At 64.2% G+C, this 25,859-nt stretch carries 19 protein-coding genes; 11 read left to right on the top strand and 8 right to left on the bottom strand.

Annotation, left to right across the window (positions count from 1 at the left end):
• Window positions 1–13 precede the first annotated feature (13 nt).
• The 9 genes from rtcR to FPZ54_RS12590 all read left to right on the top strand — a co-directional run bounded on the left by rtcR (window position 14) and on the right by FPZ54_RS12590 (window position 10,829).
• Window positions 14–1,612, top strand: coding sequence for an RNA repair transcriptional activator RtcR (gene rtcR, locus FPZ54_RS12550; RefSeq protein WP_145847673.1), 1,599 nt, complete (start codon window positions 14–16; stop codon window positions 1,610–1,612).
• Between the two features lie 457 nt (window positions 1,613–2,069).
• Window positions 2,070–3,008, top strand: coding sequence for a hypothetical protein (locus FPZ54_RS12555; RefSeq protein ID WP_145847675.1), 939 nt, complete (start codon window positions 2,070–2,072; stop codon window positions 3,006–3,008).
• Entirely contained in the window at window positions 2,989–3,534 is a 546-nt protein-coding gene (locus FPZ54_RS12560; protein WP_145847677.1) for a DUF2141 domain-containing protein, read from the top strand. The genes FPZ54_RS12555 and FPZ54_RS12560 overlap by 20 nt, the downstream gene beginning before the upstream one ends.
• Complete coding sequence (locus FPZ54_RS12565) at window positions 3,521–4,681, top strand: glycosyltransferase (protein ID WP_145847678.1); 1,161 nt, start codon at window positions 3,521–3,523, stop codon at window positions 4,679–4,681. The genes FPZ54_RS12560 and FPZ54_RS12565 overlap by 14 nt, the downstream gene beginning before the upstream one ends.
• Before the next feature lie 8 nt (window positions 4,682–4,689).
• The gene (locus FPZ54_RS12570) at window positions 4,690–5,796 is read left to right on the top strand and encodes an LptF/LptG family permease (RefSeq protein ID WP_145847680.1); all 1,107 of its coding nucleotides are present in this window, start codon (window positions 4,690–4,692) and stop codon (window positions 5,794–5,796) included.
• Between the two features lie 361 nt (window positions 5,797–6,157).
• Window positions 6,158–6,745 carry an RNA polymerase sigma factor gene (locus FPZ54_RS12575; RefSeq protein WP_186456757.1) on the top strand — a complete coding sequence of 196 codons (588 nt, stop codon included), beginning with the start codon at window positions 6,158–6,160 and terminating at the stop codon, window positions 6,743–6,745.
• A 7-nt stretch (window positions 6,746–6,752) separates the two neighbouring features.
• Complete coding sequence (locus FPZ54_RS12580; RefSeq protein ID WP_186456758.1) at window positions 6,753–7,715, top strand: FecR family protein; 963 nt, start codon at window positions 6,753–6,755, stop codon at window positions 7,713–7,715.
• The gene (locus tag FPZ54_RS12585; RefSeq protein WP_145847686.1) at window positions 7,712–10,087 is read left to right on the top strand and encodes a TonB-dependent receptor; all 2,376 of its coding nucleotides are present in this window, start codon (window positions 7,712–7,714) and stop codon (window positions 10,085–10,087) included. Before FPZ54_RS12580 ends, FPZ54_RS12585 begins: the two co-directional genes overlap by 4 nt.
• Complete coding sequence (locus tag FPZ54_RS12590; protein WP_145847688.1) at window positions 10,074–10,829, top strand: polysaccharide deacetylase family protein; 756 nt, start codon at window positions 10,074–10,076, stop codon at window positions 10,827–10,829. The genes FPZ54_RS12585 and FPZ54_RS12590 overlap by 14 nt, the downstream gene beginning before the upstream one ends.
• Here FPZ54_RS12590 and FPZ54_RS12595 read toward each other — a convergent pair.
• Window positions 10,826–11,854, bottom strand: a complete 1,029-nt coding sequence (locus FPZ54_RS12595) for a LysR family transcriptional regulator (RefSeq protein WP_145847690.1) — start codon at window positions 11,852–11,854, stop codon at window positions 10,826–10,828. The two genes, FPZ54_RS12590 and FPZ54_RS12595, sit on opposite strands and share 4 nt — an antisense overlap.
• Here FPZ54_RS12595 and FPZ54_RS12600 point away from each other — a divergent pair.
• On the top strand, window positions 11,841–12,299 hold the full coding sequence (locus FPZ54_RS12600; RefSeq protein ID WP_222428301.1) for a putative quinol monooxygenase: 459 nt from the start codon (window positions 11,841–11,843) through the stop codon (window positions 12,297–12,299). The two genes, FPZ54_RS12595 and FPZ54_RS12600, sit on opposite strands and share 14 nt — an antisense overlap.
• Window positions 12,300–12,459: 160 nt before the next feature.
• Here the strand turns inward: FPZ54_RS12600 and FPZ54_RS12605 are convergent, their stop codons facing one another.
• The 5 genes from FPZ54_RS12605 to FPZ54_RS12625 all read right to left on the bottom strand — a co-directional run bounded on the left by FPZ54_RS12605 (window position 12,460) and on the right by FPZ54_RS12625 (window position 21,056).
• Complete coding sequence (locus FPZ54_RS12605; RefSeq protein ID WP_145847691.1) at window positions 12,460–14,094, bottom strand: tannase/feruloyl esterase family alpha/beta hydrolase; 1,635 nt, start codon at window positions 14,092–14,094, stop codon at window positions 12,460–12,462.
• A gap of 29 nt (window positions 14,095–14,123) precedes the next feature.
• Window positions 14,124–15,458: a spinster family MFS transporter gene (locus FPZ54_RS12610; protein ID WP_239019563.1), complete on the bottom strand. Its 1,335-nt coding sequence runs from the start codon at window positions 15,456–15,458 to the stop codon at window positions 14,124–14,126.
• A gap of 1 nt (window position 15,459) precedes the next feature.
• Window positions 15,460–16,305: a 3-hydroxyacyl-CoA dehydrogenase family protein gene (locus tag FPZ54_RS12615; protein ID WP_222428302.1), complete on the bottom strand. Its 846-nt coding sequence runs from the start codon at window positions 16,303–16,305 to the stop codon at window positions 15,460–15,462.
• Window positions 16,302–18,344, bottom strand: coding sequence for an acetoacetate--CoA ligase (locus FPZ54_RS12620; protein WP_145847697.1), 2,043 nt, complete (start codon window positions 18,342–18,344; stop codon window positions 16,302–16,304). The genes FPZ54_RS12615 and FPZ54_RS12620 overlap by 4 nt, the downstream gene beginning before the upstream one ends.
• Before the next feature lie 72 nt (window positions 18,345–18,416).
• Complete coding sequence (locus FPZ54_RS12625; RefSeq protein ID WP_145847699.1) at window positions 18,417–21,056, bottom strand: TonB-dependent receptor plug domain-containing protein; 2,640 nt, start codon at window positions 21,054–21,056, stop codon at window positions 18,417–18,419.
• A gap of 157 nt (window positions 21,057–21,213) precedes the next feature.
• On the opposite strand from FPZ54_RS12625, the gene FPZ54_RS12630 reads away from it, so the two are divergent.
• Window positions 21,214–22,290, top strand: coding sequence for an AraC family transcriptional regulator (locus FPZ54_RS12630; RefSeq protein WP_145847701.1), 1,077 nt, complete (start codon window positions 21,214–21,216; stop codon window positions 22,288–22,290).
• A 131-nt stretch (window positions 22,291–22,421) separates the two neighbouring features.
• Here the strand turns inward: FPZ54_RS12630 and FPZ54_RS12635 are convergent, their stop codons facing one another.
• Entirely contained in the window at window positions 22,422–22,955 is a 534-nt protein-coding gene (locus tag FPZ54_RS12635; protein ID WP_145847703.1) for a nuclear transport factor 2 family protein, read from the bottom strand.
• 69 nt (window positions 22,956–23,024) lie between these two features.
• Window positions 23,025–25,838 (bottom strand): TonB-dependent receptor domain-containing protein, encoded by a 2,814-nt coding sequence (locus FPZ54_RS12640; RefSeq protein WP_145847705.1) that lies wholly within the window; start codon window positions 25,836–25,838, stop codon window positions 23,025–23,027.
• Window positions 25,839–25,859 lie beyond the last annotated feature (21 nt).

Genomic DNA, 25,859 nt, shown 5'->3' on the forward strand with positions numbered 1-25,859 from the left:
CTACAGGATAAGCATGAAACCACTGGTAGTGATCGGCTTTCTCGGCTCCACGCTCGATGCCAGCAAGTTCGGGCCATCGCGTTGGGGCAAATGGCGTCCCTCGGTCGCGCTGACGATGCATGAGGATCTGCGCGTCGACCGCTTCGTGCTGCTCCACGGCAGCAAGCATGGCCGCCTCGCCGACTATGTCGCGGAGGATATCGCGTCGGTCTCTCCCGAAACGCGGGTCGAGCCGCAGCGGATCGAGTTCACCGACCCGTGGGATTTCGAGGAGGTGTACGGCAAGCTGCTCGATTTCGTGCGCGGCTATCCGTTCGATCCGGAGGCCGAGGATTATCTGATCCACATCACCACCGGCACGCACGTCGCGCAAATCTGTCTCTTCCTGCTGACCGAGGCGCGCTATCTGCCGGGCCGATTGCTGCAGACCCAGCCTGCGGCCAAGCTGGAGAGCGGGAGCGCGCCGGGGCGCTGGACGGTGATCGACCTCGATTTGTCGCGATATGACAGCATCGCGACCCGCTTTGCGGCGGTCAGTGCGGAGAGCGCCTCGTTCCTCAAATCCGGGATCGAGACGCGCAACGCAGCCTTCAACCGCATGATCGACGAGATCGAGCGCGTCGCGCTGCGGTCCAAGGCGCCGATCCTGCTGATGGGGCCGACCGGGGCCGGCAAGAGCCAGCTGGCGCGGCGCATCTATCAGCTCAAGCGACTCAAGCACCAGGTCGCCGGACCGTTCGTCGAGGTCAACTGCGCGACGCTCAAGGGTGACGGCGCGATGTCGGCGCTGTTCGGCCACCGCAAGGGCGCGTTCACCGGCGCGGTCGCCGACCGTCCGGGCCTGTTGCGATCGGCCGACAAGGGCATGTTGTTCCTCGACGAGATCGGCGAACTGGGCCTCGACGAGCAGGCGATGATCCTGCGCGCGATTGAGGACAAGCGCTTCCTGCCGGTCGGTGCAGACAAGGAGGCGGCTTCGGAGTTCCAGCTGATCGCGGGGACGAACCGTGACCTGGGCGAAGCGGTGGCGAAGGGTGCATTTCGCGACGATCTCTACGCGCGTCTCAACCTGTGGACCTTTCGCCTGCCCGGACTTGCCGACCGGCGCGAGGATATCGAACCCAATCTCGACTATGAGCTCGACCGCTTTGCCGAACGCGAAGGGGACCGCGCCAGCTTCAATCGCGAGGCGCGGCAGCGCTACCTTGCCTTTGCCACCGGACCCGATGCGCACTGGCCGGGCAATTTCCGCGACCTCGCCGCGAGTATCACCCGCATGGCGACGCTGAGCCCCAAGGGACGCATCGACAGCGAATGCGTCGACGCGGAGATCGATCGGCTGAGACGCCTGTGGTCGGGACAAGCCGGAGCCGATACCGACCCGCTGACAGGCCTGCTGCCCCCGGAAGCGCTGGACGCGATCGACCCGTTCGACCGCGTGCAGCTGGCCGAAACCGTGCGCGTCTGCCGTCGCAGCCGATCGCTCTCCGAAGCTGGCCGCGCACTCTTTGCCGCGTCCCGTGCACGGCGCAGTTCCGCAAACGATGCCGATCGGCTGCGAAAGTACTTGGCACGGTTCGGGTTGGATTGGGCCAGCGTCCGATCCAACTGATGCCTTCCCTTGAACTTGGGGTTTAATGCGCAACCGCTCGCGGACCGAAGGACCGCTAGTGGGGCGCTTTTCTGACAAGCCGCCAATGCCAAAGCCAGCCCCGCAGCTCGCGGCCGGTTCCGGACTGTCCACTTTCGAGTGCGCACGCTTGTGAAACGGACTTCGAGCTTGCGACCGATTCGCACCCCGATTGCCGGGGGCAGTGGCAGATATCCGCCCCTCAATCCCCCGGTCTGCGCTCTTGCGCAGCATTGGGAAGCCAGCCGACGCGCTCGACAAACCAGGTCTGGAAGGTGGACGGGTCTTCGTTGAACAGTTCCTGCGCGCCCGCGTCACGCATGAAGCGCGGCACACGCCCCGCCTTCGGCCAGTTAATTAGCCCGAAAACATATGGCGGGGTGCGGATATGGCGCGCCCGCGGCGTCTAGCGGGCCTTACCAACGAACAAGGCCCGGGAATGCCCGATCAAACGCTCGCGCTTGCGCCCACGGGGAGGTTCTCGTTCGAACCGCAGGATCGCAAGGCGATGGCGGCTCTGGGCGGCGTTCTGGGTACAAGCGTTTCACTGATCATCGTCGGAGCGGCGATCTACCAGGCGCGAAACCTCGATCTTGCGAAGATAGTCGGGATGATGCCGGCTTCGCCGACATTCTGGGGTCTGTTTGCCATCACCTATCTGGCCGGTCCGGCAGGCGACTGGTTCATTTTCCGACGTCTCTGGGGCGTTGGAGCCAACGCCTTCGGCGCCCTGGTCCGCAAGTTCATCTATAATGAGCTGCTCCTGAGCTATCTCGGAGAGGTCTATTTCTACGGCTGGGCACGTCGAAACCTCAAATTCGAAACCACACCGTTCGGAGCAGTCAAGGACGTGGCGGTGCTGTCGGCCGTGGCGGGCAATGTGGCCAGCCTTCTCTTTCTCGCTGCGGCGTTCCCCTTCGTAAGGCTGCTGCCGCTGCATGACCATGCCGCTGCGATCGGCTGGTCCCTCGCAGTCGTCATCGGAACCTCGCTCGCGGTCATGTTGCTGCGCCGTTCGCTTTTCTCGCTCGATCGGAAAGAGCTCAGGATGGTCTTCTCGGTCCACCTCCTCCGGACCCTCGCGACGACCCTTTTTTCAGCGGCGCTGTGGCACCTGGTGTTGCCGGACGTCGAACTTGGCTGGTGGCTCATCCTGGCGGCCATGCGCCTTTTGATCTTTCGACTGCCCTTCGTGCCGAACAAGGAGCTTCTGTTCGCCGGAATAGCCGTACTCGCCCTTGGCGGCGACGTGGAAATTTCGGGGCTTATGGCGCTCATGGCGGGGCTGTCCCTCGCGTCACATGTGCTTGCCGGAGCCGGCTTCGCCTTGGCAGACCTGCTTTCGAGGGGGAGGCGCAATGACGCGGCTGCTCTTTAGCCTCATGGCTGGTGCCCTGTTGGAAAACGCCAGCGTCCCCTCGACGCCGGACCTCGGGACGGCTGAAGGCAGATGCCGATCCAATGAATTCGGACCTTCATTTCTTGTCGACGTCGACGGCCTCAAGGACCGCCGCGGGAAGCTCAAGCTCGAAGTTTATCCGGCAAACGACGCGGACTTCCTGGAAGACGACAATATTTTGATTTCGGCGGGAAAGACGTTCCGCAGGGTTGAACAGCCAGTCCCCGCTACGGGCCCAGTGCAGCTCTGCGTACGGGTTCCATCGGCGGGCCGCTATGCGGTCAGCCTGCTGCATGACCGGGACGGTAACCGGAAATTCGGCTGGCGCGTCGATGGGATAGGGTTTGCGGGCAATCCGAGGCTGGGATGGGGCAAGCCCCGCGCTTCCGATGCCAGCGCGGCAGCCCGCACAGGCCCGACACGGCTCGAGATCGTCATGAACTATCATCGCGGCCTGGGAATGCGCCCGCTGCGACGACGGGAAAACACCCATGAAAATCGTTGATGTCTGCGCGTTCTATTCTCCGCGGGGCGGCGGCGTGAAAACCTATGTCGGCCAGAAGCTGGCGCTGGCAGAGCGGATGGGTCAGGACATCACGATCCTGGCGCCTGCCGACCAGGATATAGTGGTCGAGTTCGGACCGTGCGCCCGTATTCAGACGATCGCCTCCCCACGCTTCCCGCTGGACCGGAAATACTGGTATTTCGGCGATGAGCGAGCGCTCCATGCGGCGCTGGACAAATTGGCGCCGGATTTCGTCGAAGCCTCGTCGCCATGGCGAAGTCCGCTCATGGTGGCAAATTGGCGACCGGAAATACCCAAGGCGCTCATCATGCATGCCGATCCGCTCTCGGCCTATGCCTATCGCTGGCTGGAACCCATTGTCAGTCGCGAGACGATCGACCGCCGCTTCGCGCGGTACTGGGATCATTTGCGGCAGCTGGGGCGGCTTTACGATGCGGTCGTCTGCGCCAGCGAAAATCTGTCTTCGCGCATGAAGGCAGGCGGCGTCGCCAATGTCGTGACCGTCCCGATGGGTGTCGAGCCCCGACTTTTTTCGGCCCGCAGACGCGATCCGGACCTGCGCGCCAGCCTTCTTGCAGAATGTGGTCTCGGCACCGACGCCACCCTGCTCGTGGCCGCGGGCAGACTAGCGCCGGAGAAGCGTTTGCCGATGCTGGTCGAGGCGGTGACGATCGCTGGTCGGCATCGCGAGCTGGGCCTTGCGATCTTTGGCGAAGGCCGGGACGATATGCATATCCTGCGGTCGATCGGCGGGAACCCCCATATCCGGCTGTTCCGCCCCGAACGCGATCGGGAGCGATTTGCCAGCATCCTGGCGAGCGCCGATGCCTTCCTGCATGGCTGTGAAGCCGAAACCTTTTGCATGACGGCAGCGGAAGCGAGCGCCAGCGGCATACCGGTGATCGTACCCGATCGCGGCGGTGCGGCCGACTTTGCCAAGGACCGGATCGAACTGGCCTATCGCGCCGCGGATCCTGGGGATCTGGTGCGCGCGATCCTTGCGTTGCCAGGCAGCTTTGCTGTGCGCCCGAGCGATCGGACGGTGCGCGCGATGGACGATCACTTCGCAGCGCTGTTTGGGATGTACCGGAACCTGACCCTGGGTGGGCTCTCCTCGGCGGCGTGAGCGCGGCAATGTCTTTTCGTGTCGCGATCCTCGATCGCTATATTCTGGGCCAGATACTCGGCACGATGGGCAGTGTGCTGGCCATTGTCATGTCGCTGATGATGCTCGAAAATCTTCCCCGCCTCCTGGAAATGACCGGTCATTCGGGGCGCCGTGGATATATCGTGGCGCATATTGTGGCGAGCCTCCTTCCGGAATATGGCGGCATCGGCTTACCGGTCGGGCTGTTTCTCGGCATCGCCTTGACCATCCGAAAGCTTGCCCTTCGCGGCGAGCTGGACGCGATCGAGGCGTGCGGAATTTCGTCGGTCCGCTGGATGCGCTATCCGCTCGCACTGGCTGTGATGGTCAGTGTTCTGACCCTGTTGAACCAGGGCTGGCTGGTGCCTGCCGGCGAAACCAAAATTGCGGAAATCGCCAGGCGCATGGAGAATGGTGAATTCGGCTATCGGCTACAGGCCGGCCAATTCATCGATCTTGGATCCGACAGCATGTTGCTGTTCGAAAAGATCGATCCGAACAATGGACAGCTTGTCGGGCTTTTTCTCCGCGCGGAAGACAATGTGTTTACCGCAAGGCAGGGACATTTCTGGCAACTGCCCTCCGGGGCGATGGCGATCGAATTGCGCGACGGACAGGTCGTACAAGAACACGGCGCGAGGGTCGTCGACTTTGCCCGTTTTGCTTACCGCATCAGTGAAAGAGAAGACGCGCGACGCGGAACGTCAGCGCAACCTCTCAAGCGGATCGAGATCGGGAGGCTTTGGGAAATCGGCACGGCGTCCAGTCGCTCGGCTGTCTATGGGCGATGTCTCTGGGCGGCACTCATACTGATCCTGCCGTCACTGGCGCTGGTCCTGGGCAGGCCCCCCAGGCGACAGTCGGGAGCGGTGGGAATCCTTGCCGGCGTCGTCTCGCTGGTGGCGGGTTTGAAGATGTTGGCCCCGCTGATGGACGGTCACTCGACCCAGCCTGAACTGCTGGCAGCCGGTATTCTCATGATCTGGGGCTTGTTCGTCTCCGGGCTGACCAGGGCCGAGACCGTCTTCGGCCGGGGCTTTGTCGATCTTTGGGCAAGCAGGGTCGTTCAAAACGTTCGTCGGTCGCGCAACTAGCAGATGCGTGGCCCCCAGATTCCGTTTCGATCCGCGCGTCGCGCCTTAGGCAGCGATCGTCTCCTTGCGTGTGCGGTTCAGCACGATCCGCGGCGTCTAACGCACTACACACGAAACGACTCGCCAGGGAATCAGGCATGGGCAGCATCGACCCGATTGGCGGATTTGCACCAAGGCCGCTCCATGCCTTGGGAACGTCACGACATGCGCCTGGGGCAGGCGCCGGGCCTGCCGCCGCAAGGTCGGAAACCTGGAGGCCCCTCATCTGGAAGGACCGCCCCTGATGTCGAAAGCCGCCCAAAAGCGTGCGTCATTGCCTAATGCGTTGCCCGGGTGGCGGCGCGCCCCTTATGGGAGTCCTATGTCACCACGTGGCGAAGAGTCGATCACAGGCGAAACGGGCCTTGCTCAACTGCTGGGCGAAATGCGGCCGGATTTGCTGCGCTTCCTGCTTGCGCGCCAATGTGACCCTGCCGAAGTGGAAGATCTGTTGCAGGAGCTGTATGTAAAACTGACCAGTGTCGGCACCGGTCCCATCAGCCACCCACGGGCATATCTTTATCAGATGGCGAACAACCTCTTGCACGACCATCGGCGGAGGCGTCGGCGGCAGCAGGAGCGAGATGATCACTGGACGCGCAATCGGACGGGCCCCGACCTTGAGACCGACGCCGCGCCCTCGCCCGAGCAGAGTGCGATCGCGCGCGATGAACTTGCGCGGGTCGATCGGGTCATTGCGTCGATGCCGGGCCGGACGGCGCAAATTTTGAGGATGTATCGGCTCGACGGCCTGTCCCAAAGAGCCATTGCCGACCGCTTCGGTCTCAGCTTGAGCGCGGTCGAGAAGCATCTCCAACGGGCGTATCGCAAGCTTCTGCTTTTGCGCGAGGAACTGGATGACACCCCGCGGGTCCCGCGAACGGAGGCCGACGATGTCCGTTCTTCCTGATCGTGCGATGATCGAGCAGGCAATCGCCTGGCACGTGCGGCTCAAGGATGCCGACGAGGATGCATGGATCGACTTCGCAGCGTGGCTGGAAGCCGATCCCGCGCACAATGACGCCTATGAGGCTGTCGCGGACGGGGACGCACGGATGTCGCTCCTGCTTGAAAGCGCGCGTTTTCCGTCCGACGATGAACCAGGGCACAGGCCGGAATTCAGCAATGACGAGGATGTTGTCGCTTATGATGGGAGCGGCGAACCAGTGCGCCGGCCCCAATGGCGCTGGGGTGCGCTCGCAGCTTCGATAGTCGTGGCTGGCCTGCTGGGGGTCCAGATGCTGCCCGATCGGGATTCGCGCTATTCGGTCGAGACCCCGGCGGGCGAGACGCGAAGCGTTTCACTTGCGGACGGGAGCGCGATCCTGCTCAATGGCGGCACCCAGGTTATCCTCGACAAGAACGACGCCCGGTCTGTCGAGATCACCCGAGGTGAAGCGCGATTTGTCGTAAAACACGATAAGTCTGATCCGTTCATCGTTGTCGCAGGCGAGCAACGCCTGGTTGATTTGGGGACGGTGTTCAACGTCGTCCGCACGGATCGACAGCTTCGCGTCGCGGTATCGGAGGGCGCGGTCCGCTACGAGGGGATGGCGCGGACGGTCGATCTTCGACCAGGGGACAGTCTTGCCGCGGATGATGGCGGCCGGATTCGGGTTTCGCAGAGGCCCATCGCATCGATCGGAAGCTGGGCCGACGGCAAACTCGTTTATGATCAGGCTCCTTTGGAACAGGTCGCCGACGACCTGTCGAGGTCGGTCGGCATATCGCTCGAACTTCCGCAAACGCTGCGCTCGAGGCGTTTTTCGGGTGTGATTCAGACCGATGGAAACCGGAATGCACTGCGCGAGCGCCTGGAGGAACTGATCGGCGAGAAAATTGTCGCTGACGGGGCGCGCTGGTCCGTCGAAGCTCGGTGATCAGCAGATTGCTTCTGGCGAGCGCACCGTTTGTCTGTGCAGCGGTCACGTTGCCAGCATATGCAGCCCAGGAAATCGCGTTCGATGTTCCCGCCGGTCCATTGAACATAGCATTGATAGCGCTGGCCACACAGGCGGGCGTTTCGATCGACACCAGCGATCCGGCATTAAGGTCGGTCCGGGTCGGCGCTCTCAAGGGAAGATATACGCTTCGCGAAGGCTTGCGCAGACTGCTCCAAGGTACGGGGTATGATTTTCGAATTTCGCGGGGGGATGTGGTGAGGTTGTTTCGCCAGCCCGTCCGACGCGATCGTGGAGCGGTTCGCGACCAGCGGAAGCCCGTCATAGCCCCTTCACCCCCGCCCCTGGCCGATCTTCCGCCGGAAGAGGTCGTCGTTACGGCAAGCAAACAGAATGTCGCGCGCGCCGACTATCCGGGTGCCTTTCATTCCGTCCCCTTCGACGACGCACAAAGCCTTCATTCCGGCAGCAGGGGCAGCGAGGTCCTGCTTCGAGATCTTCCAAACCTCGCCTCGACCAATCTTGGGTCGGGCCGCAACAAGATCTTCGTCCGGGGAATTGCCGACAGCAGCTTCAATGGGCAGTTGCAGTCGACGGTCAGCCAGTATTTCGGAGAAAGCAGGCTCACCTATAGCGCTCCCGATCCCGACCTCGCGCTGTACGACATCGAGAAGGTCCAGGTGGTAGAAGGCCCGCAGGGGACTCTCTATGGCGCAGGGTCACTGGGCGGCGTCATCCATATCGTACCCCGCCGACCTGCTTTCGGCGCGTTCGAGATCAGCGGAACCGCAGCGGTTGCGATGACCGGCAACCGGTTTGGCGGAGACGGCGCCATTGTCGCCAATATCCCGATCGGGGGCCGCGCCGCGGCCCGGATTGTCGGATATCGTATTATCCGACCAGGCTATATCGACGATCTCGGGCGCGGCCTGTCCGACGTCAATCGCACGAGCGTGTTGGGAGTGCGGGCAACCTTCCGAATGGCGTTCGACGCCGGATTGAGCTTCGAGGCCGGACTCGTTTCCCAGGACACGGGCAGCGCCGATGGGCAATACACCGATGCTCCGCGCTCATCCGCGCTCACGCGTCGATCCTTTTTCGCGCAACCCTTCGACAATGACTATCGCCTGGGTTTCGCGACCGTCCGGGCAGACCTCGGCTTCGCCAGTCTCGTGTCGAACACTTCCTATACCTATCATTCGATCAACACCGTATTCGACGCCACGGCCGCCACCGCACAGATCCCGACGCTATTCGATGAGGACATGGAGGTCAGGCTGCTGACCCATGAGACGCGGATTTCGGGATCGACGAACCGGATTTCCAACTGGGTCTCGGGGCTTTCGATTGCCCACAACGTCAATCGCATCGACCGATTTCTCGGTCCTGCCGATGCGCTCGCGCCGATCTCCAAGGTTCGGTCGGAAACTCTGGACGTTGCAGTGTTCGGCGAGGCGACGCTGCCCCTCGGGGGTAATGTCTCGATCACGGGCGGGGGGCGGCTGTCCCTATTCGTGCGGTTCGATGATTTCGATACCGCAGCCGGCGAAGCTGCTGCTGAACCAGCCCGTCCTTTGATGCGGTTTCTACCGACTGCGGCTCTGTCGTGGAAACCATGGCACGGCGTGATTGGCTATCTGCGCTATCAGGAAGGCTTCCGGCCGGGAGCGCAGCAGTTGATCGGAAGCGGCGATCAGGCCGAGGTGACCAGCTTCGCGCCCGACGAGGTACGCACATCGGAGGTAGGCATGCGCTTTGGCACCGACGCAGGGTCGCGGCTGTCGGGCGGACTTTCCTATGCCTATTCAAGATGGGACAGGGTGCAAGCCGATCTCGTGACAAATGCGGGCTTTCCCTATGTCGCCAATCTCGGCTCGGCGCAGGTGCGCTATGTATCGGCCAATCTCGCCTGGCAGGCCACATCGACGCTCAGCCTTGAAGTGTCGGCGTTCAACACGACCAGCAAGCTGGATCGGCCCACACCCGAATTCCAGGGCAACACGGAAGCGAACCTGCCCAATGTCGCCGACAGCGGGGGGCGGCTTACCGCGCGTTTCGAGCCCTGGATCAGCAATAGGAAAATCACGCTGGACGGATCGGTCGGATATATCGGCACCTCGTATCTGGGTGTGCGCGCTCCGTTCGATCTTTCGCAGGGAGACTATTTCGACACGGCTGTTGGAGCACGGGCCGATTTTGGACGCTGGGGCCTTTCACTGGACATCCAGAACCTGATGGACAGCCGGGCCAATCGCTTCTCCTATGGCAATCCATTTTCCGTGGCCGAGGGGAATCAGCGCACGCCGTTGCGGCCGAGAACGGTGAGGATGGGGATCAATGCCCGTTTCTGAGGGGCGCAGACTCCTTGCATCGATTCACGATGTCGGGCCGGGGTCGGAACGGGAGGTGGACAAGCTCGCCGGACTGCTGACCGATACGCTCCGATGTTCGCGCTTCGCCATGCTCGTCGTGCCGGATCATTGGGGGCGTCACCCGATCCGCCCCGGCACTCCCTTCGCCAATCGCCTCAAGGCCTGGTCCGACAGCGGCATCGAGATGTTCGTCCATGGCTGGTATCACAGGGACACCGCCGAACATCACGGTCTCGCCGGCCTGAAGGCCAGATACATGACGGCGAGCGAGGGCGAATTTCTCGGCCTGTCCTACACTGAGGCTGCACGCAGGATGGAGGACGGACGAGCGCTCGTCGAGGATATCATCGGTCGCAAAAGCGCCGGGTTCATCGCACCCGCATGGCTCTATGGGCCGGGAGCAATACATGCCTTGCGCGACAGCAGCTTCGATATCGTCGAGGACCATATGAAGGTGTGGATCCCACAGACGGGTAGGGTCGTGGCACGCGGACCGGTGATCACCTGGGCCAGCAGATCGACAGCGCGGACGGCGTCGTCGCTGGCCTTCGCAGCGCTCGCCCGCCAGGCGCTTCACCCGTTGCGGACGGTCCGGGTGGCGGTGCATCCCGGCGACGTGTCCAAGGAGGAGATCCTATCCAGCATCGAAAAGACGCTGAGATGCTTCGCCGGTCGTCGCGCGGCCGGAAGTTATCGGTCACTTCTGGACCAGAGAATTTAACTGCAAGCAGGCTCATCCATTGCGACTTCGCGCAGCCAATCTCGGAACAGCCGTGCAGCGCGGCTGCGCATTGCCACAGGCTCGACCAGGAAAAAGCTGCGTTCCGATCGCAGACGGGCGGTCTCCAGCGCCTTGAGACGCCCCTCGGCCAACAGCCCAGCGACAAGGGGCCCGATGCCGATTGCAACGCCAACCCCGCCCAGGACGCGCTCGTACAGAAGATGCGAGTCAATCCCGCGCGGCACGATGTCCCGATCCTCCAGTCCGAAAGCCCGAATCCATTCCTGCCAGAACTCCGGCCGATGGTCTGGTCCCAAGATCATATGATCGAGGACGTCAGCGGGGCAGTGAATGGATCGTGGGTGCGCCGCGCTCCAGACCGGCATGAGGTGGACGGGCAACAAAGGATCGTTCATCATCTCCCGATCGGGTGCCAGCCTGATGGCAAGATCATATTCGCCCGCATCCATCCGCTCGAAGATGAACGATGTCCGTACATCGACCTCGATATCCGGATGACGTGCGTTAAATGCTGGCAGGCGTGGCAGAAGCCAGCGTGTCGCAAACGCCGGTATCGTCGTCACGCGCACGACCGCAGCGTTCTGGCGCAACGTTGACGCCGCAACCTGGAGGCGATCGATAACGGCCTCCGCGTGCGCAAGGTAGCGATGGCCAGCAGGGGTCAGGATCACACCGCGAGGCACGCGTTCAAGAAGCTTGACGCCCAGCTCCTGTTCGAGACTGGCGATCCGCCGCGACAGCGCCGGCACCGACATGGCGACCCTGGCACTGGCCGCCGCAAGACTGCCCAATTGCGCCGCGGCAATGAACGCCCGAAGCGTGCGCGTGGCGGGCAAGTGCATGGGAACTCCGATAGCATCGCGGCCGTGTTGCAAAAAGTGAAAGCTGGGACCGAAATGCTCAATGGCGCCTGCCGCCCACGGGCCTAGAATTCGTCCTGGCATCAGGGCCGGGCTTCGACCGCTCAGACGCATTTTTGAGGAAATGACGATGACCAAAGGCACCCCGCCATCCACCCGACCGGAGAATCTGGCGACCGGGCCTGGTCCTATTCCAGAGCCTGAGCGACCTTCGCCTGAACGACACTCGGACGTGGCTCATCGGGGCGTTTTGGTCACCGGCGAAAATGGCGAGGACGGACCCAAGGCATTCTACATTCATATCGAAGCCAGACCGGGGAAGGAGGCAGAGGTCGAACGGATGCTGCGCGATATTTACGGCTGCGTCCTGGACGAACCCGCTACCGGCCCGTGGTTCGGCGTGCGCTATTCCGCCACGACGTTCGGCATTTTCGAAGCGTTTCCGAACATTGCGGGCCGCGACGCACATGTGGCGGGCGGCGGCGGCGACATTTTTCGCGACAAGGATCGCATGAATGCGATTCTTGCCTATCCCGCTCATGTCTATCGGCTGGATGTACTCTTGAACAAAATGACGGCGGGAAAGTAGCTCGCTATCAGCCTCTGCCGGTCTCGCGTTCGGCAGAGGCTACCGCCCAGTGGTGTGACCGCGATCTGAGATCATCTGCGCACCCGTGCCACCGGTGAAGAGGCGCCACGCGGCTGCCAGGTCGCCCCGCATGGGCCACGACGATGCGGTCTCCTTCGCCTCACCGGTCGGACGGTGTCTCGCACCGGAAGCTGCTCACCGCGGCCGTCGATCCGATTCCGCGATACACCGCCCGCTGCGGATAGGGGCAGAGCGGCCGCTGCATGTCGATCCTGCCCGGTTCCTCCGTATCGAATTTGGTTGCGACGACACGATCGGGTGCCTCGCCCTTGTCGGCCCAGGCGATCAGCGCAGAGAACAGATCGTGCCGCGCATCGTCGGACGGCGGCCTTGGCGGGATGCCGAGCGTGGTGTTGAACGCGTCGGGGCCGGTGCCGCCGCCGCAATGCATCATGCCCGGCGCGAGGAACAGGCGCGCGCTGTCCGAGAGTTTGCTGGCGTCGCCCATCTGCGCGGCTTTGCGGTCAAAGAACGCGACCGACTGACCCGGCGGGACAAGGGTGTCGGCAAGTCCGTGAAAGACGATCAGCTTGCCGCCACGTGCCGCGAAGGGCGCGAGGCTGCCGCGTGTGGCGTCGTTGACGATTGCGCCGAGCCGCGCATCGACGAGCGGCATGTCGCGGTCGAAATCGAAGCCCTTCCAGTCCCAATTGGGGCCGAATACCCATTTGAACAGCGCGCCGAAGGGCGGCTGGTCGGCGATCGGCTTTTGCAGGAAGGACCAGCCGAAGGTATCGGGCATCTCGCTGCCCGGCAGCCAGCCATGATAGCTGGGCTTACCATCGCGGTCGGTCGGCCCGGAATAGAAGGCGCGCGCGGTCGCGACCTCGCCTGGCGTCAGGCAACTGTCCGACACTGCGCCGGTACACTGTAGAACCTGCGGATCGAACGTGCACCTCATCGGGTCGGAGATGAAGCGATCGCCCGCCAACGCGTGACCCTGCCGCCAGCACGTCGCGATCGCGGCGTTGTTGAGCAGCTTGAGCTTGGCTTCGGAAAGCAGGCGGCCGGGCGCGCGGTTCGCGGCGGCATAGTTCCACAGCACGGCGGCGTGGCCCCAGGTTCGGTTCATGACCGGCGCGCCCACCAGAATGCCGTCATAATCCTCGGGGTAATGGAACGCTTCGATCAGCCCCATCTGGCCGCCGGTCGAGCAGCCCGTGTAATAGGAGCGCCTGGGATCCTGCCCGTAAAATGCCCGGGTGATCGCCTTGCCGGTCGTGGTCATCACATGAGTCGAGAGGCGTCCCCAGTCTCGCCATTTGCGCGGCTGACCGATCAGCGCATCGCCTTCAAGTGGCGTGGCGGGGGCGGTTCCCGCATCGGTCGTGGCGGTCGCAAAGCCACGCCGCAGCCCCTCCACCATGCCCGAATAGCCGAGCGCAAAGGTGCCGGCGAACCCGCCGCTGCCATTGCCGTGGAACACGCCGGTCCAGCCCTGCACCGGCAGCCACAGCTCGACGCCGATGTCGGAGCCGGGCTCGGACCGCACGCGCGCGACGACGCGACAGAAGCTGCGATAGCCGGGAACATCCCCCGCGATCGTTGCTTCTGCGGGCTTGGCGGGCACCAGCACCGCGCTGGCGATGGTCGTATCGCGCAGATTCAGGCCCGCGAGCGCGGCGCAGCGCGCGGCGGCGTCAGGGGCCGGTTTGCGCGCCTGGGCGTGCGCCACATTCGGAACGGTCCAGAGCGCAGTCGCGGCGAGCACGGCGATGCAAGGGGTGCCCTTCATGATCCTTTTCACCATCTTTCCAGCCATGTTCACGCCACGCCGGTCGCCGACGATCGCTTGATCAGCCGGGCGAGCCACAGGAAGAGCAGGGCGGCGATGAGATACATCGGCGCCAGCGCGTAAAAGGCCATCCGCAGCGAATGGCCGCCATAATCGGCGCGGAAGAAGTCGCTCGCGATGCCGACAAAGGTCGGGCCAAGGCCGAGGCCGACAAGGTTCATGACGAGCAACAGCAAGGCGCCGGAGATCACCCGTGCGTCCGGCGCCACCTCGCTCTGGACGAAGGTGACCGTCGCGGGGAGGAAAAAAGAATTGAGGAACAGCGGGACGAACAGAAGCGCGAGCGCCACCTCCCACCGGTCCGCCGCTGCGAAGCCGAGGAAGAAGGGCAGCGCGAGCACGAGCGACAGCGCCGGTATGGTGGCATAGGCCGCCTTGTTCCGGACGGCGAAGCGATCGATCAGCTTGCCCGATACGAAGATGCCAGTGCCCATGCCGAGGCCGACGGCGAGCGCGTACCAGATCGCGACCTCTTCGAGCGTCATGCCTTTTTCACGCATCAGCAACAGCGTGGCGAAGTTGGCCAGACCATAGGTGATGAAATTGGCGGCGCCGCTGGCGAGTGCTGCGACCGCGAGCAGCTTGTTGCCGAAGAAGCCGATGATCGCCCGGCCGAAGCTGGGCCTGGGCACGCCGGCGTCGAGCACAGGCGGGGGATCGAAACGGCCGCGCACCGGCTCGGGCACGAGGAAATAGACGAGGATGGCGGTGAGTATACCGATCGCGCCGACGACGTAGAAGGGCACACGCCAGTCATAGGCGGCGGCGAGCGACGCGCCGAAGGCGACGCCCAACGCCGACCCGATCGGCGGGCCGAGGTTGAAGATGCCCATCGCCGTGCCGCGCTGCTCGCGCGGAAAGGTGTCGGAGATGATCGCATAGGATGGCGGGACGCCGCCCGCCTCGCCCACGCCAACTGCCATCCGCGCGGCAGCGAGCTGACCGTAATTGCCCGCCATGCCGCAGGCGACGGTCGCGCCGCTCCACAGTCCGCAGGCGAGCGACAGGATCTTTACCCGGTTCGACCGGTCCGCGAGCCAGCCGATGGGAATGGCGATGAAGCAATAGAAGAGTGCGAAATAGAAGCCGGTGAGATAGCCAAGCTGGCTGTCGGTGATCTGCAGACCGTCCTGAATCGGCTTGGCGAGGATCGAAACCAGCTGGCGATCGAGGAAGTTGAGCACATAGACGCAGCACAGCATCCCCAGCACGAAGCCGCCCTTGCCGTTTCGGACGGTATCTGCATCCCCCTGCTGCGGCAGCGTCTGGTTGATCGCCATCGGCGTCGATCCCTTCCTATCCATGTTATTCTGTGTCGATCCAGCCCGTCCGGCCCTTGCCGCCGCCAAGCCCCGCAGCAACGCGCCGCTTCAACAGCGCGGGCGGGCGGAACCGCTCGCCATAGGCGTCGTGCAGGATGCCCTGTACCTGAAGGCAAAGGTCCGACGTGACGATATCCATCATCGCGAAAGGGCCGATCGGGTGGCCCAGGCCGAGGCGGCACGCCATATCGAGGTCGGCGGGCGTCGCGACGCCCTCCTCGACCAGCTTGACCGCTTCGATCAGCAGCGCGTGGAGCATCCGGTTGACCGCAAAGCCGGCAACGTCGCGGACGCGCACCGGCCGCTTGCCGATATCGGTCATCAACGAAACCACTTCGTCCGCGACGGCCTTGCCGGTCGCGAAGCCGGAAATGACTTCGACGAGTTGCATTCGCGACACCGGCGAGAAATAGTGGGTGCCGATGAACCGCCCGCGCCGCTCCGGGGTCAGGAACGCGGCGAGGGTCGAGATCGGCAGCGTCGAGGTGTTGGTCGCGAAAATGCAGGACGGCGCGCAGATTTGATCCAGCCCGCGCAGTACATCCGCCTTGGCCTCGAGCGCCTCATACACCGCTTCCGTCACGATAGCGCAGTCGCGCATGGCGTCGAGGCTGGTGACCGGCACGATCCGCGTCAGCGCGTCATCGGCCGCTGCACCCGCATAGGCCCCGCGCGCCACGCCCTTGTCCAGCACGCCGCGCAACCGCGCGATGGCGCGGGCCAGCGCCTCTTCGCTTCGATCGTGCAGCGCGACGCGATGTCCCGACAGGGCGAACACCAGGGCGATCTCGGCCCCCATCAGGCCCGCGCCGACCACCCCGGCCTTCAAGAGACCGCTCCGACGCAGGCATCCGATACACGCTGCCGCCATTGATGCGCCTGCTCAATGTACCAGGGCAGCACCTCCGGCGTGGCGGTGGCGTCGGGACTGACCACCTTCTCGACCGGCCAGCCGGCAAACAGGCGCTTGATCGGCAGCTCCTGCTTCTTGCCGGACAAGGTGCGCGGGATGCCGGGCGCGGCGATCACGCGATCGGGCACGAAGCGCGGCGACAGGCGGGTACGGATCGCCGCCGCGATCGCCGTCTCCATCGCCGCATCCACCGCACATCCCTCGGTCGGGACGACGAACAGGATCAGCTGGCTGTCCCCCTGCGCGGTTTCGAGATCGATCAGCATCGTGTCGGCGACCTGAGGCAGCTGGTCGACCGCGGCATAGATTTCCGCCGTGCCCATGCGGACCCCGTGCCGGTTGATCGTCGCATCACTGCGGCCGGAGATGGTGCAGCTGCCGTCGCTGCCGATCGTCAGCCAGTCGCCGTGCCGCCACACGCCGGGCCAGGTCGCGAAATAGGAATCATGGTAACGGCTGCCATCCGCGTCGCCCCAGAAATAGAGCGGCATACTCGGGAACGGGCGCGTACAGACCAGCTCGCCCACTTCATCCACGACCGGCCTGCCCTGCTCGTCCCACGCCTCGATCGCCGCGCCGAGGTGACGGCATTGCAGACGGCCCGGCGTGTCGGGCAGTTCGGGATTGCCGGCCATGAAGGCGGCGGCAATCTCGGTTCCGCCGCTGACATTGCACCACCAGATGTCGGGACGCCCAAGCTGCGCGAATTGCGCACTGCCCCAGCGCTGCACATCGGGGGGCAGCGGCGACCCGGTGCTGCCCAGCGCGCGAATATGCGCGATCCCTGGGATGCGCATGATGTCGACCCCGGCCTTGCGGCAACTGGCGAAAAAGGCCGCTCCGGCACCGAACCAGGTAACCCCGCTGGCCGCTGCGAAGTCCCACAGCCGCGTCCAGTCGGGATCCGCCTTGGTCCCGCTCGGCGATCCGTCGAACAGGCAGATGGTCGTGCCGCTGAGCAGCCCGCCGACCTGGATGTTCCACATCACCCAGCCGCTGGCGCTGTACCAATGGAAGCGTTCGCCGAAATTATTGGGCCCGTAACTGGGGCCAAGGTCGAAGTGTAGCCGCCCGGCCGCAGTCGCGATCAGCACGCCGCCATGGCCGTGAACGATCGCCTTGGGCAGTCCGGTAGTGCCGCTGGAATAGAGGATCCACAGCGGATGATCGAACGGCAGCCATTCCGGCTCGAACGCGGCGACGGCGTCGTCGTCGCGCGAAATGGTGGTGGCAAACTCGATGGCACCCGGTACGTCACCCACGGCACAGCCGCTCGCGACGCGGAAGACGCTTTCGATACTGGGGAGTTGCGCGCGCAATTCCTCCACGGCTGCCGCGCGATCCAGCGCCTTGCCCGCATAGAAGACACCGTCGACCGCGATCAGCGCCTTGGGCGTGGTCTGGCGCCACCGATCCAACACCGCATTGGTGCCCATGTCTGGCGAGCACAGGGTCCAGATGGCGCCGATGCTGGCACAGGCGAGCAGTCCGATCACCGCCGCCGGGATATTGGGCAGATAGGCCGCGACGCGATCCCCCGGCGCGATCCCGCGTGCGCGCAGCGCCAGCGCCAGCGCCGCCGTCTGCCGCCGCAGCTCGGCCCAGCTGAATGTCACGCTGCCGCCGCGCTCGTCCAGTGCGATGATCGCCGGCTGCCCCGCCGCGTCCGCCGCATCTACATGCCTAAACACGTGCCGCGCGTAATTGACCTGCGCGCCCTCAAACCAGCGCGCGCCCGGCATCGCGTCGTCGCTCAGGACGGCGGTGAAGGGCGTCGGCGATTCGATGCCGTCAAACGCCCAGATACTGCGCCAGAACCCGTCGAGATCCTCCACCGACCACCGATGCAGCGCCTCGAAGCTCGCAAAGGTTCGACCGTGCGTCTGCGCCAGCCAGTCGCGATAGAGCCGGATCTGCGGCACGGGCTGGACGGGGGACACGCTGGCACCGGTCATCAAAAGCCAAACCTTGTTGTTGCTGCTATGGTTGGCGGGCGGCGCCCCGTGCGAGACGCCTCCCGTCAGCGATCAGAAGGAGGTCCGCAGGCTCATCGCCGCATATCGACCGATCGCGTTGTAGGCGCCGCCGATGCCGTCGGTGCCCGGGAAGAAGGGCGGGGTCGCATCGAACAGGTCGTTGATCTGCAAGCCCAGCTCCAGCCCCTTGGCAAAGGCAAGATCGGGCAGCCGCACCGTCAGGCGCAGATCGACGGTCGTGTAACCCTCAGCCTCGTACAGCGCCGAACCGGTCGGCGTCGCATAGGACGCGGTGACGCCGCTGCGATGATTGACATAGTTGACGAAGGTCACCGGCCCGGCGGTAAAACCAAGCGTGGTGCGCAGCGTGGTGCGCGGAATGCCGGCATCCAGCGAGTTGCTCACCGCCGAGGTCGGCGAGAGCTGGTTGCGGTAGTTGAGGATGTAATTGCCCGCGACCCCGCCGAAAACCGTGCCGAAACCGACATCGTGGCGATAGCGCAGGTCGAAATCGATCCCGTTGGTCTCGCGCACCCCGAAATTGCCCTGTCGCAGGTCGAGGATGTTGCCGATCGTCGGCACTGCGGCGAAGGTGTAGTAAAAGGGAACGGTGTTTGCGATCGCCGCGTTCAGCTGCGCCGCGCTGGGATCGCGGATGACTCGCGCGGCGAAGGTCGGATCGCTGAACAACAGCGCCCCCAGCCCCGACGGGGTGCCGATCACATTGTCGTAATGAATGTCGTAGAAGGTGACGCTTGCGCTCAGGTTCGGCGCGAAGTTGGGGCGGAAGTCGGCGCCCAGCGACCAGGTGCGCGCAGTCTCCGGAGTGAGGTCCTGATTCCCGCCATAGAGCAGGATCGTGTTGACCTGCGTCGCGCCGCGCGACGGATCGCGCGCGCCGAATGCATCGACCAGCGCTGCCGCCGAATAATAGGAGCCGACCGTCGAGCCGAGATCGCGCAGGCCCGGCGCGCGGAACGACCGGCCATAGCTGCCGCGCAGGTTGATGCCCTCGACCGGTTCCCAGGTCAGCCCGATCTTCGGATTGCTGGTCGAACCGAAGTCGCTGTAATCGTCATAGCGGCCCGAGAGTGAGAGCGCGAGGCTATGCATTCCCGGCGTTGCATTGCCCTCGCCGAAGATCGGCACGAACAGCTCGCCATAGAGCGACTTGACGTTGCGCTCGAGATCCTCGGGGAAGCCGACCCCGCCGCTCTGGCCGCGCTGGCGATAGGTTTCGCGGCGATATTCCGCGCCGACCGCGATCTTGAGCGCGCCGCCCGGCAGATCGGCCAGCGGCCCGTCGACCTTGACCGCACCGATGCGCGTGCGCTGGCGGTTGTCGAAGGTGGTGGGGTTGTCGAGGATCGCCGCGACCACCGCCGGGCTGGTGCTATAGCCGAACGGATCGAGCGCTGTGGCGGTCGTGGTCCCTGCGGCAGCGGCGGTCAGCGCGGTGGTGTTGATCCCCGGCTGGAACGTGTCGTTGCGCGAGAAGTTGAACGAACCATAGATGCTTGCCTTGAACTCACCGGGCAGGCCGATATCGACCCCTGCGGTCGCATTGCCGCTGCGGACGCGGAAGGTCTGGTCGAAATGGTCGGCACCCACCAGCCGGTCCGGGCGGAAATCGAAATATCCGAATAGCGACCCCGTGCCAGGCGGCGCGCGGAAGAACGGATTGGCGGCGGTGATCAGAACGAATGTCTGACCCGGAAGCGCGGCCTGCACCACGTCGCGGCGGTCCGAATAGAGGAAATCCGCCCATAGAGTGACGGCATCGGACACCTCCTGTCGCGCGGTCACGAACGCGCTGTGCGTGCGGTTCTGCGGCAACAGATCGACCGGCCCGCGCGGGTCGCAGGTGTTCAGGCCGGGCGCGAGGCTGGGCGCTGCATAGATCGTCCCGGCGAACAGGTTGACATTCGCATCGGGGCACACCGCCGAACGCGTGTCGATGCCGCCCGCTGCGCGGAAATCGAGCGAGCGATAGCTGCGGTCGGCACCGGTGATGTTGCTGTTGTCCTGATATTGATAGGCGGCGAGGATCGATCCGCTACCCCAGTCATGCCCGGCGACGAGGCCCGCGCTGAACGCGTTGTAATCGTCGGCAATGCCGTAGCGGACAATTGCCTCCACCCCCTTCACGCGCTTGCGGGTGATGAAGTTCACGACGCCGGCGACAGCTTCCGAACCGTAGATCGCCGATGCGCCGTCGGCGACGATCTCGATCCGCTCGATCGCCAGTTCGGGAATGAACGGATAGTCGGGGTTGGTCTGCTGGGTGCTGCCCGAGATCAGACGATGCCCGTTCATCAGCGGCAGCGTCGCGGCGGTCGGCAGGCCGCGCAGGCCGGGCGCGAACGAGCCAAGGCCGTTGTTGCTGACCCGCGGCGCCGTGTTGAAGCTGTTGAGCTGCGGCACGGTCGCCAGCAGTTCGGGCGTGCTCGCCGCGCCGATCAGCTTCGCGTCCTCACGCGTCACGCTGATCAGGCCGGAGCCGGTGGGTGGAATCCCGCGAATGCTCGAGCCGGTGATGACAATCTCGGTCGCCTCTTCCGAATCCGGCTCCGCAACAGGCTCGGTCGCTTGCGCATACGCCGCCACAGGGGCGGCCAGCAGCGCCAGAGCCAGCGCGGAACGACCGAGCAGCTGCGCACGGCGTCCAAGATGATCGGTTCGGATCGACATGACCTTATCCCCTCCTTGATGTCTGTTCGTCGCGGCCATCGCCGCCGCCGGGCTTTGCCGACTTGATGCCTTGCTTATGGTCTGACACACCCAAGGGTAAGCGCATTGGCGGACATCGCTATGTCTTTAGCGGACAGATGCAGCGGGAGAATAAGCGATGGCGGGCAACGCAATAGATGACGGTGGAGCAACCGGTCGCAACCCGCGGGCGGGGTTTCCCTCGCTCAACCAGCGCAGCTTCGCCCCGTTCAAGATCGCGACGGTGATCGACACCGTTGCCGATCGCGGGATCAGCGCTGAGACCGTGCTGGAGCGCACCGGCCTGTCACTGGCGGAGGTGCGCGATCCCCACACGATGACCTCGATCGGCCAGTATCTCACCGCGTGCGAGAACATCGTCGCGGCGGGGGCCGGGTTCGCCGACGCATTCGCGATCGGCGCCCGCCTCCACCTCTCGGCCTATGGCATGTACGGCTATGCGTTGATGTGTTCGCCGACGATGCGCGACTTTTTCGACTTCGCCGTGCGCTACCAGCCGCTCGCCACGCCCACGGTGCGCCTCGAATGGCGGGCCGAGGGCGATGTGGCGATCTGGCAGTTCCGGGAAATCTATCGCGACGTGATGAGCAGCGACGTGCGCACCTTTCTGGTGCGCCAGCAGATGAAGATGACCTTTACCCATATCCGCGATACGGCGGGCACCGACAATTTGCCGGTCCGAGCGCTGTTCGCCTTGCCCGAAGACTCGTTTTCGGCGGAGGACGCACGCGCGCTGTCCTGTCCGTGCCTGTATGATCAGGAGGCGAACGAACTCCATTATGCGATCGGCATCCTCGACCAGACGCCCGAGCTGGGGAACCGGTTGACCCGGACGATGCTTGAGGAGACGTGCGACCGGCTGATCGGCCAGTCGCGGATATCCTCCGGCCTGTCGGGTGAGGTCTATCAGTTGCTGATGAACGCCCCGAGCCACTTTCCCTCGATGGAGGCGATCGCCGAGCAGCTGGGGCTGCAGGAGCGGACGCTACGCCGTCGACTCGCGGCCGAGGACTCCAGCTATGGCGCGATCGTCGACGATGTCCGCCGCAAGCTGGCGATCGAATATCTCCAGACGACACGGATGAGCGTGGACGATGTCGCCTGGAAGGTAGGCTTCAGCGACAGCGCGAACCTGCGCCGCGCGGTCCGGCGCTGGACCGGCAAGACGATCAGCGAGATTCGGGCCCGCAAATAGGAAGGCGCGCGGAAGCGTACCATTCCGATCTCATGCAGCTGCGCGAGGCCGCGCCCGTCAAAGGCGGCGTGCCTCTCCTTCCGATGCCCTTTATGGCGATACGGGTAGCGGCACGCGGCATTGCAGGGGCGCTATGGCTTCGGACGGTTCGCGAATATCAGTTCGTTTCTGCGTAGCGCGAACCGCCATTGGCCATCGTCGCCTCGCACGAAAACTTCCGTATATTCGCCGACAGAGCCGGGTTGGGCGGGGAATGGCGGTCCGTTCCCGTCGCCGCGATAATAGGTGATCAGGCGCGTTCCCACGGCGCGATCGGGGGCTTCGAAGACCAGATGAAGATTGGTCGAGACATGCCGCGTCGTTCGTGGATCACGCGCGCGGCGCGCATAATAGTCACCGATCGACCGGCGGCCAACGAGGCGCAGGCCCTGTTGCGGGTTTTCAAACACCGCATCGGGCGTGAACAGCCTTGCGACTTCGTCCGCACGGCCATGGTCCAGCAGATACGAAAATTCGATGGCCAGTTTTGCGATCGCGAGCCGGTCTGCAGCCTCCTCCGCTAGGAGGGATCGTGCCGACATGCCTTCGTCGTTCAGCGCGCAGCCAGCGCACAAGGTAGCGAGCAAAACGAGAAGCGACCTGCGCACGACATCGCTCTTCATCATTGGCACCCTCTCGCGCGTGAGAAAAAAAGGAGCGCCCCGAAGGGCGCCCGAGGGGAGCTGGTTGTGCGTTTACATGCGTATTCGCACGCCGACGGTGTAACGCCGACCGATCTTGTCGTAATATTGCCCGTTTACCGGAGCGTTCAGGACGAAATAGGGTGTCGGGCGCGGATCCTGGTCAAACAGGTTATTCACTGCCCAGAAGAGTTCGTAGTTCTTTTCCTCTCCTGAGAAGAACTTGCCCGTCAGGTTGAAATACCATGTCGATGGCACGCGATTGTCGTTGATCGTCGGTCCACCGGGAATATTGTAGGTCTTGTCCTGCACCCCCGCGCTGATGAACATCGTCTGCAGCGAGACTTCCCATAGATCATTGCCGAGCGTCTGGCTCAGATCGGCGCGAAATTTCGGGATCGCGCCAAGCGTGGACGCATTCATCGCCCCGGAATGATCGAATGGGACGGAACCCACCGTCCCGGGATCGACGACCGAACGGAGCACATAGGTTCCGCTCGCCCCGACACTGTACCTGCCGCTTTCGCCGAGAAAGCCGACGCGGCTGTCGTAATTCAACGTCCCGTCAATCCCCTCCTGGGTGAAGGAGCCGAGATTGAGCGTTCCGGCGAGCATGGCGGTGTGGATGCGCTCCCCGGGCGCGGCGGGGTCGGGTCCATAGGTGAAGGCGTTGCAAAAGGCCTGGTCGCCCGCGCTGCACAGCTGGGCGATCTGCGCGCTGGTGGGGTTGGAGATCGCATCCGTGATGCGGATATTGTAATAATCGATGGACACCCCCAGCCCGCGCAGCGCCCCGGTGCCCCGATACGCAACGCCGGCCGTCCAGGTATCGCCGAGTTCCGGTTTGACGTTGATGTTCCCGGCGGTCGCATTCTGCGGAATATTTGCGGTCTTGCTCTTGCCGTCGACGATCAGCGTGATCGGATTGGTCAGAACGTTGCCGGGGCTATACAGCTCGTTGAGAGCGGGCGCGCGAATGTCGCGCGAGCGCGAAACGCGCAGGACCAGGCCATCAAGCGGCTCCCATACCGCACCGGCCTTCCACGCGGTCTGCCCGCCTGCGGTGCTGTAATCGGCATAGCGCAGCGCGCCGTTCAGATTGAATCCGGTGAAAAGCGGCGCGGTCGCCTCGGCATAGCCCTCTGTCACGCTGAAACTGCCGGACCAGGGAATTGCATTGCCCGCGCCCAGATAGCCGCTCGCCGCCGAAATCGGATCGGCAGTGAGACGGGACGTCTCCCTGCGATGTTCGCCGCCAAAGGCGAGGCGGAGCGCCCCACCGGGAAGGTCGAACAGATTGCCGACCACATTCGCGGCGACCGTGAACTGGGTATATTTGACGTCGGAGGCAGGCTCGCCCCAGATATAGTCGCGCGCCGCGGCACTCGTATTGCCTTCGCCGAACAGATCGAGCGGCTGGCATCCTGCGGCAGCCGGATTGTTCTGCGCCACGGCGCGACAGACGATCCGACCGTTCGATACGCCGGTGAGAAACCGCCCCTCATCCACCGCGTCGATCGCAAAATTGAGGTTTTGCGTGACCAGGACCTTGCTGGCGCGCTGTTTGAAATAGTTGATGCCGTAGCTGCTGTGCGCGTCCCAGCTCCAGCTGCCGCCCAGCTTGCCCTTCAGGCCGATCGTGCCGTGCGGCGTCTCGTTGGTGACGCGGAACTGGTTGTTGCCGATATCGAAGCCGATCCGGCTGATGCTGATCGACTGGTTCTCGGGCAGCAGCGCGCGAACCTCCGCTGGCAGGAATGGGTTGTCGCCCCGGATCGTCTGGCTGTTGAGGCGCAGCACCGCGCTGGTGATGGTGCCCTGCGCCTTCGACCAGCCACCCTCGACATAGGCGGTCAGGGAGTCCGAAAAGTCGAAATAGAGGCTGCCATACAGGGTCCCCCGCTCGACACCGGGTACGGTCGTGGTCTGCGCATTGACCGACTGGCCTTCGCCGCCGACCATCACCCGGCCATCGATCGGACTGCCATAGTCGAACCTGCGCAGCGACTTGTCGGGATTGAAGGTCATCCCGACCAGCGCGGCAAGCGCCGGAGACGCGCCGGTCGGAACGCGAACGATCACGCCGCCAGCGCCCAGCGAGTTGACCACATTTTCCGCGAGCAGCAGATCGGTTGGGCCTGTGCGGTCGGTGACGATCAGATGCTCGCGACGACCCCAGTCGCGTGAATAGAAGCTGCCTACTCCCTCGACGTCCGAATAGTCCGCGCTGAGGACGAGGTGCCCGCGCCCGTCGGCGAAATCGGTGCCCGCCAGTACGCCGACGCGGAAACGACGGTCGTCCCCCTCTTCCGAAATGCCGGTCTGAACACGTGCGTCGATCCCGTCATAGCGGGTCTTCATGATGAGGTTGACCACGCCCGACACCGCGTCGGAACCATAGAGTGCGGAGGCGCCGCCCGTTACCACGTCGATCCGGTCGATCATGATCGTCGGCATCAGATTGAGGTCGGTGGTATTCGGCGTGCTCTGGTTGGCCGAAGGCGCGAACGGTACGACGCGCGAGCCATTGACCAGCACCAGCGTCCGCTGCCCGCCAAGTCCCCGCAAATCCGCGGTCGCCTGACCCGGGCTGGACAAATTGGTCGCGTTTGCCCCTGGGGACCGCGATGCCTTGAAGGCCGGGTTCTGGTTCAGCACGTCCATGATCGTTTCCGCAGCGCGGCGATCAATCGTTTCCGCACCGACCACCTGGGTGGGCGTTGGTGCATCCAAACCGTTGGTGGCCGTGCGCGATGCGGTGATGACGATCGCATCGGAGTCGGACTCGTCGCCGATATCCTGCGCGGCGGCCGGGCACGCCAGCAACGCCAGGCCACTGCATGTGGCCAGAAAAAATGCCTTATCCATCACCTCATCCCCCCTTGTCGG

Source organism: Sphingomonas suaedae (assembly GCF_007833215.1).
Classification (GTDB): Bacteria; Pseudomonadota; Alphaproteobacteria; order Sphingomonadales; family Sphingomonadaceae; genus Sphingomonas; species Sphingomonas suaedae.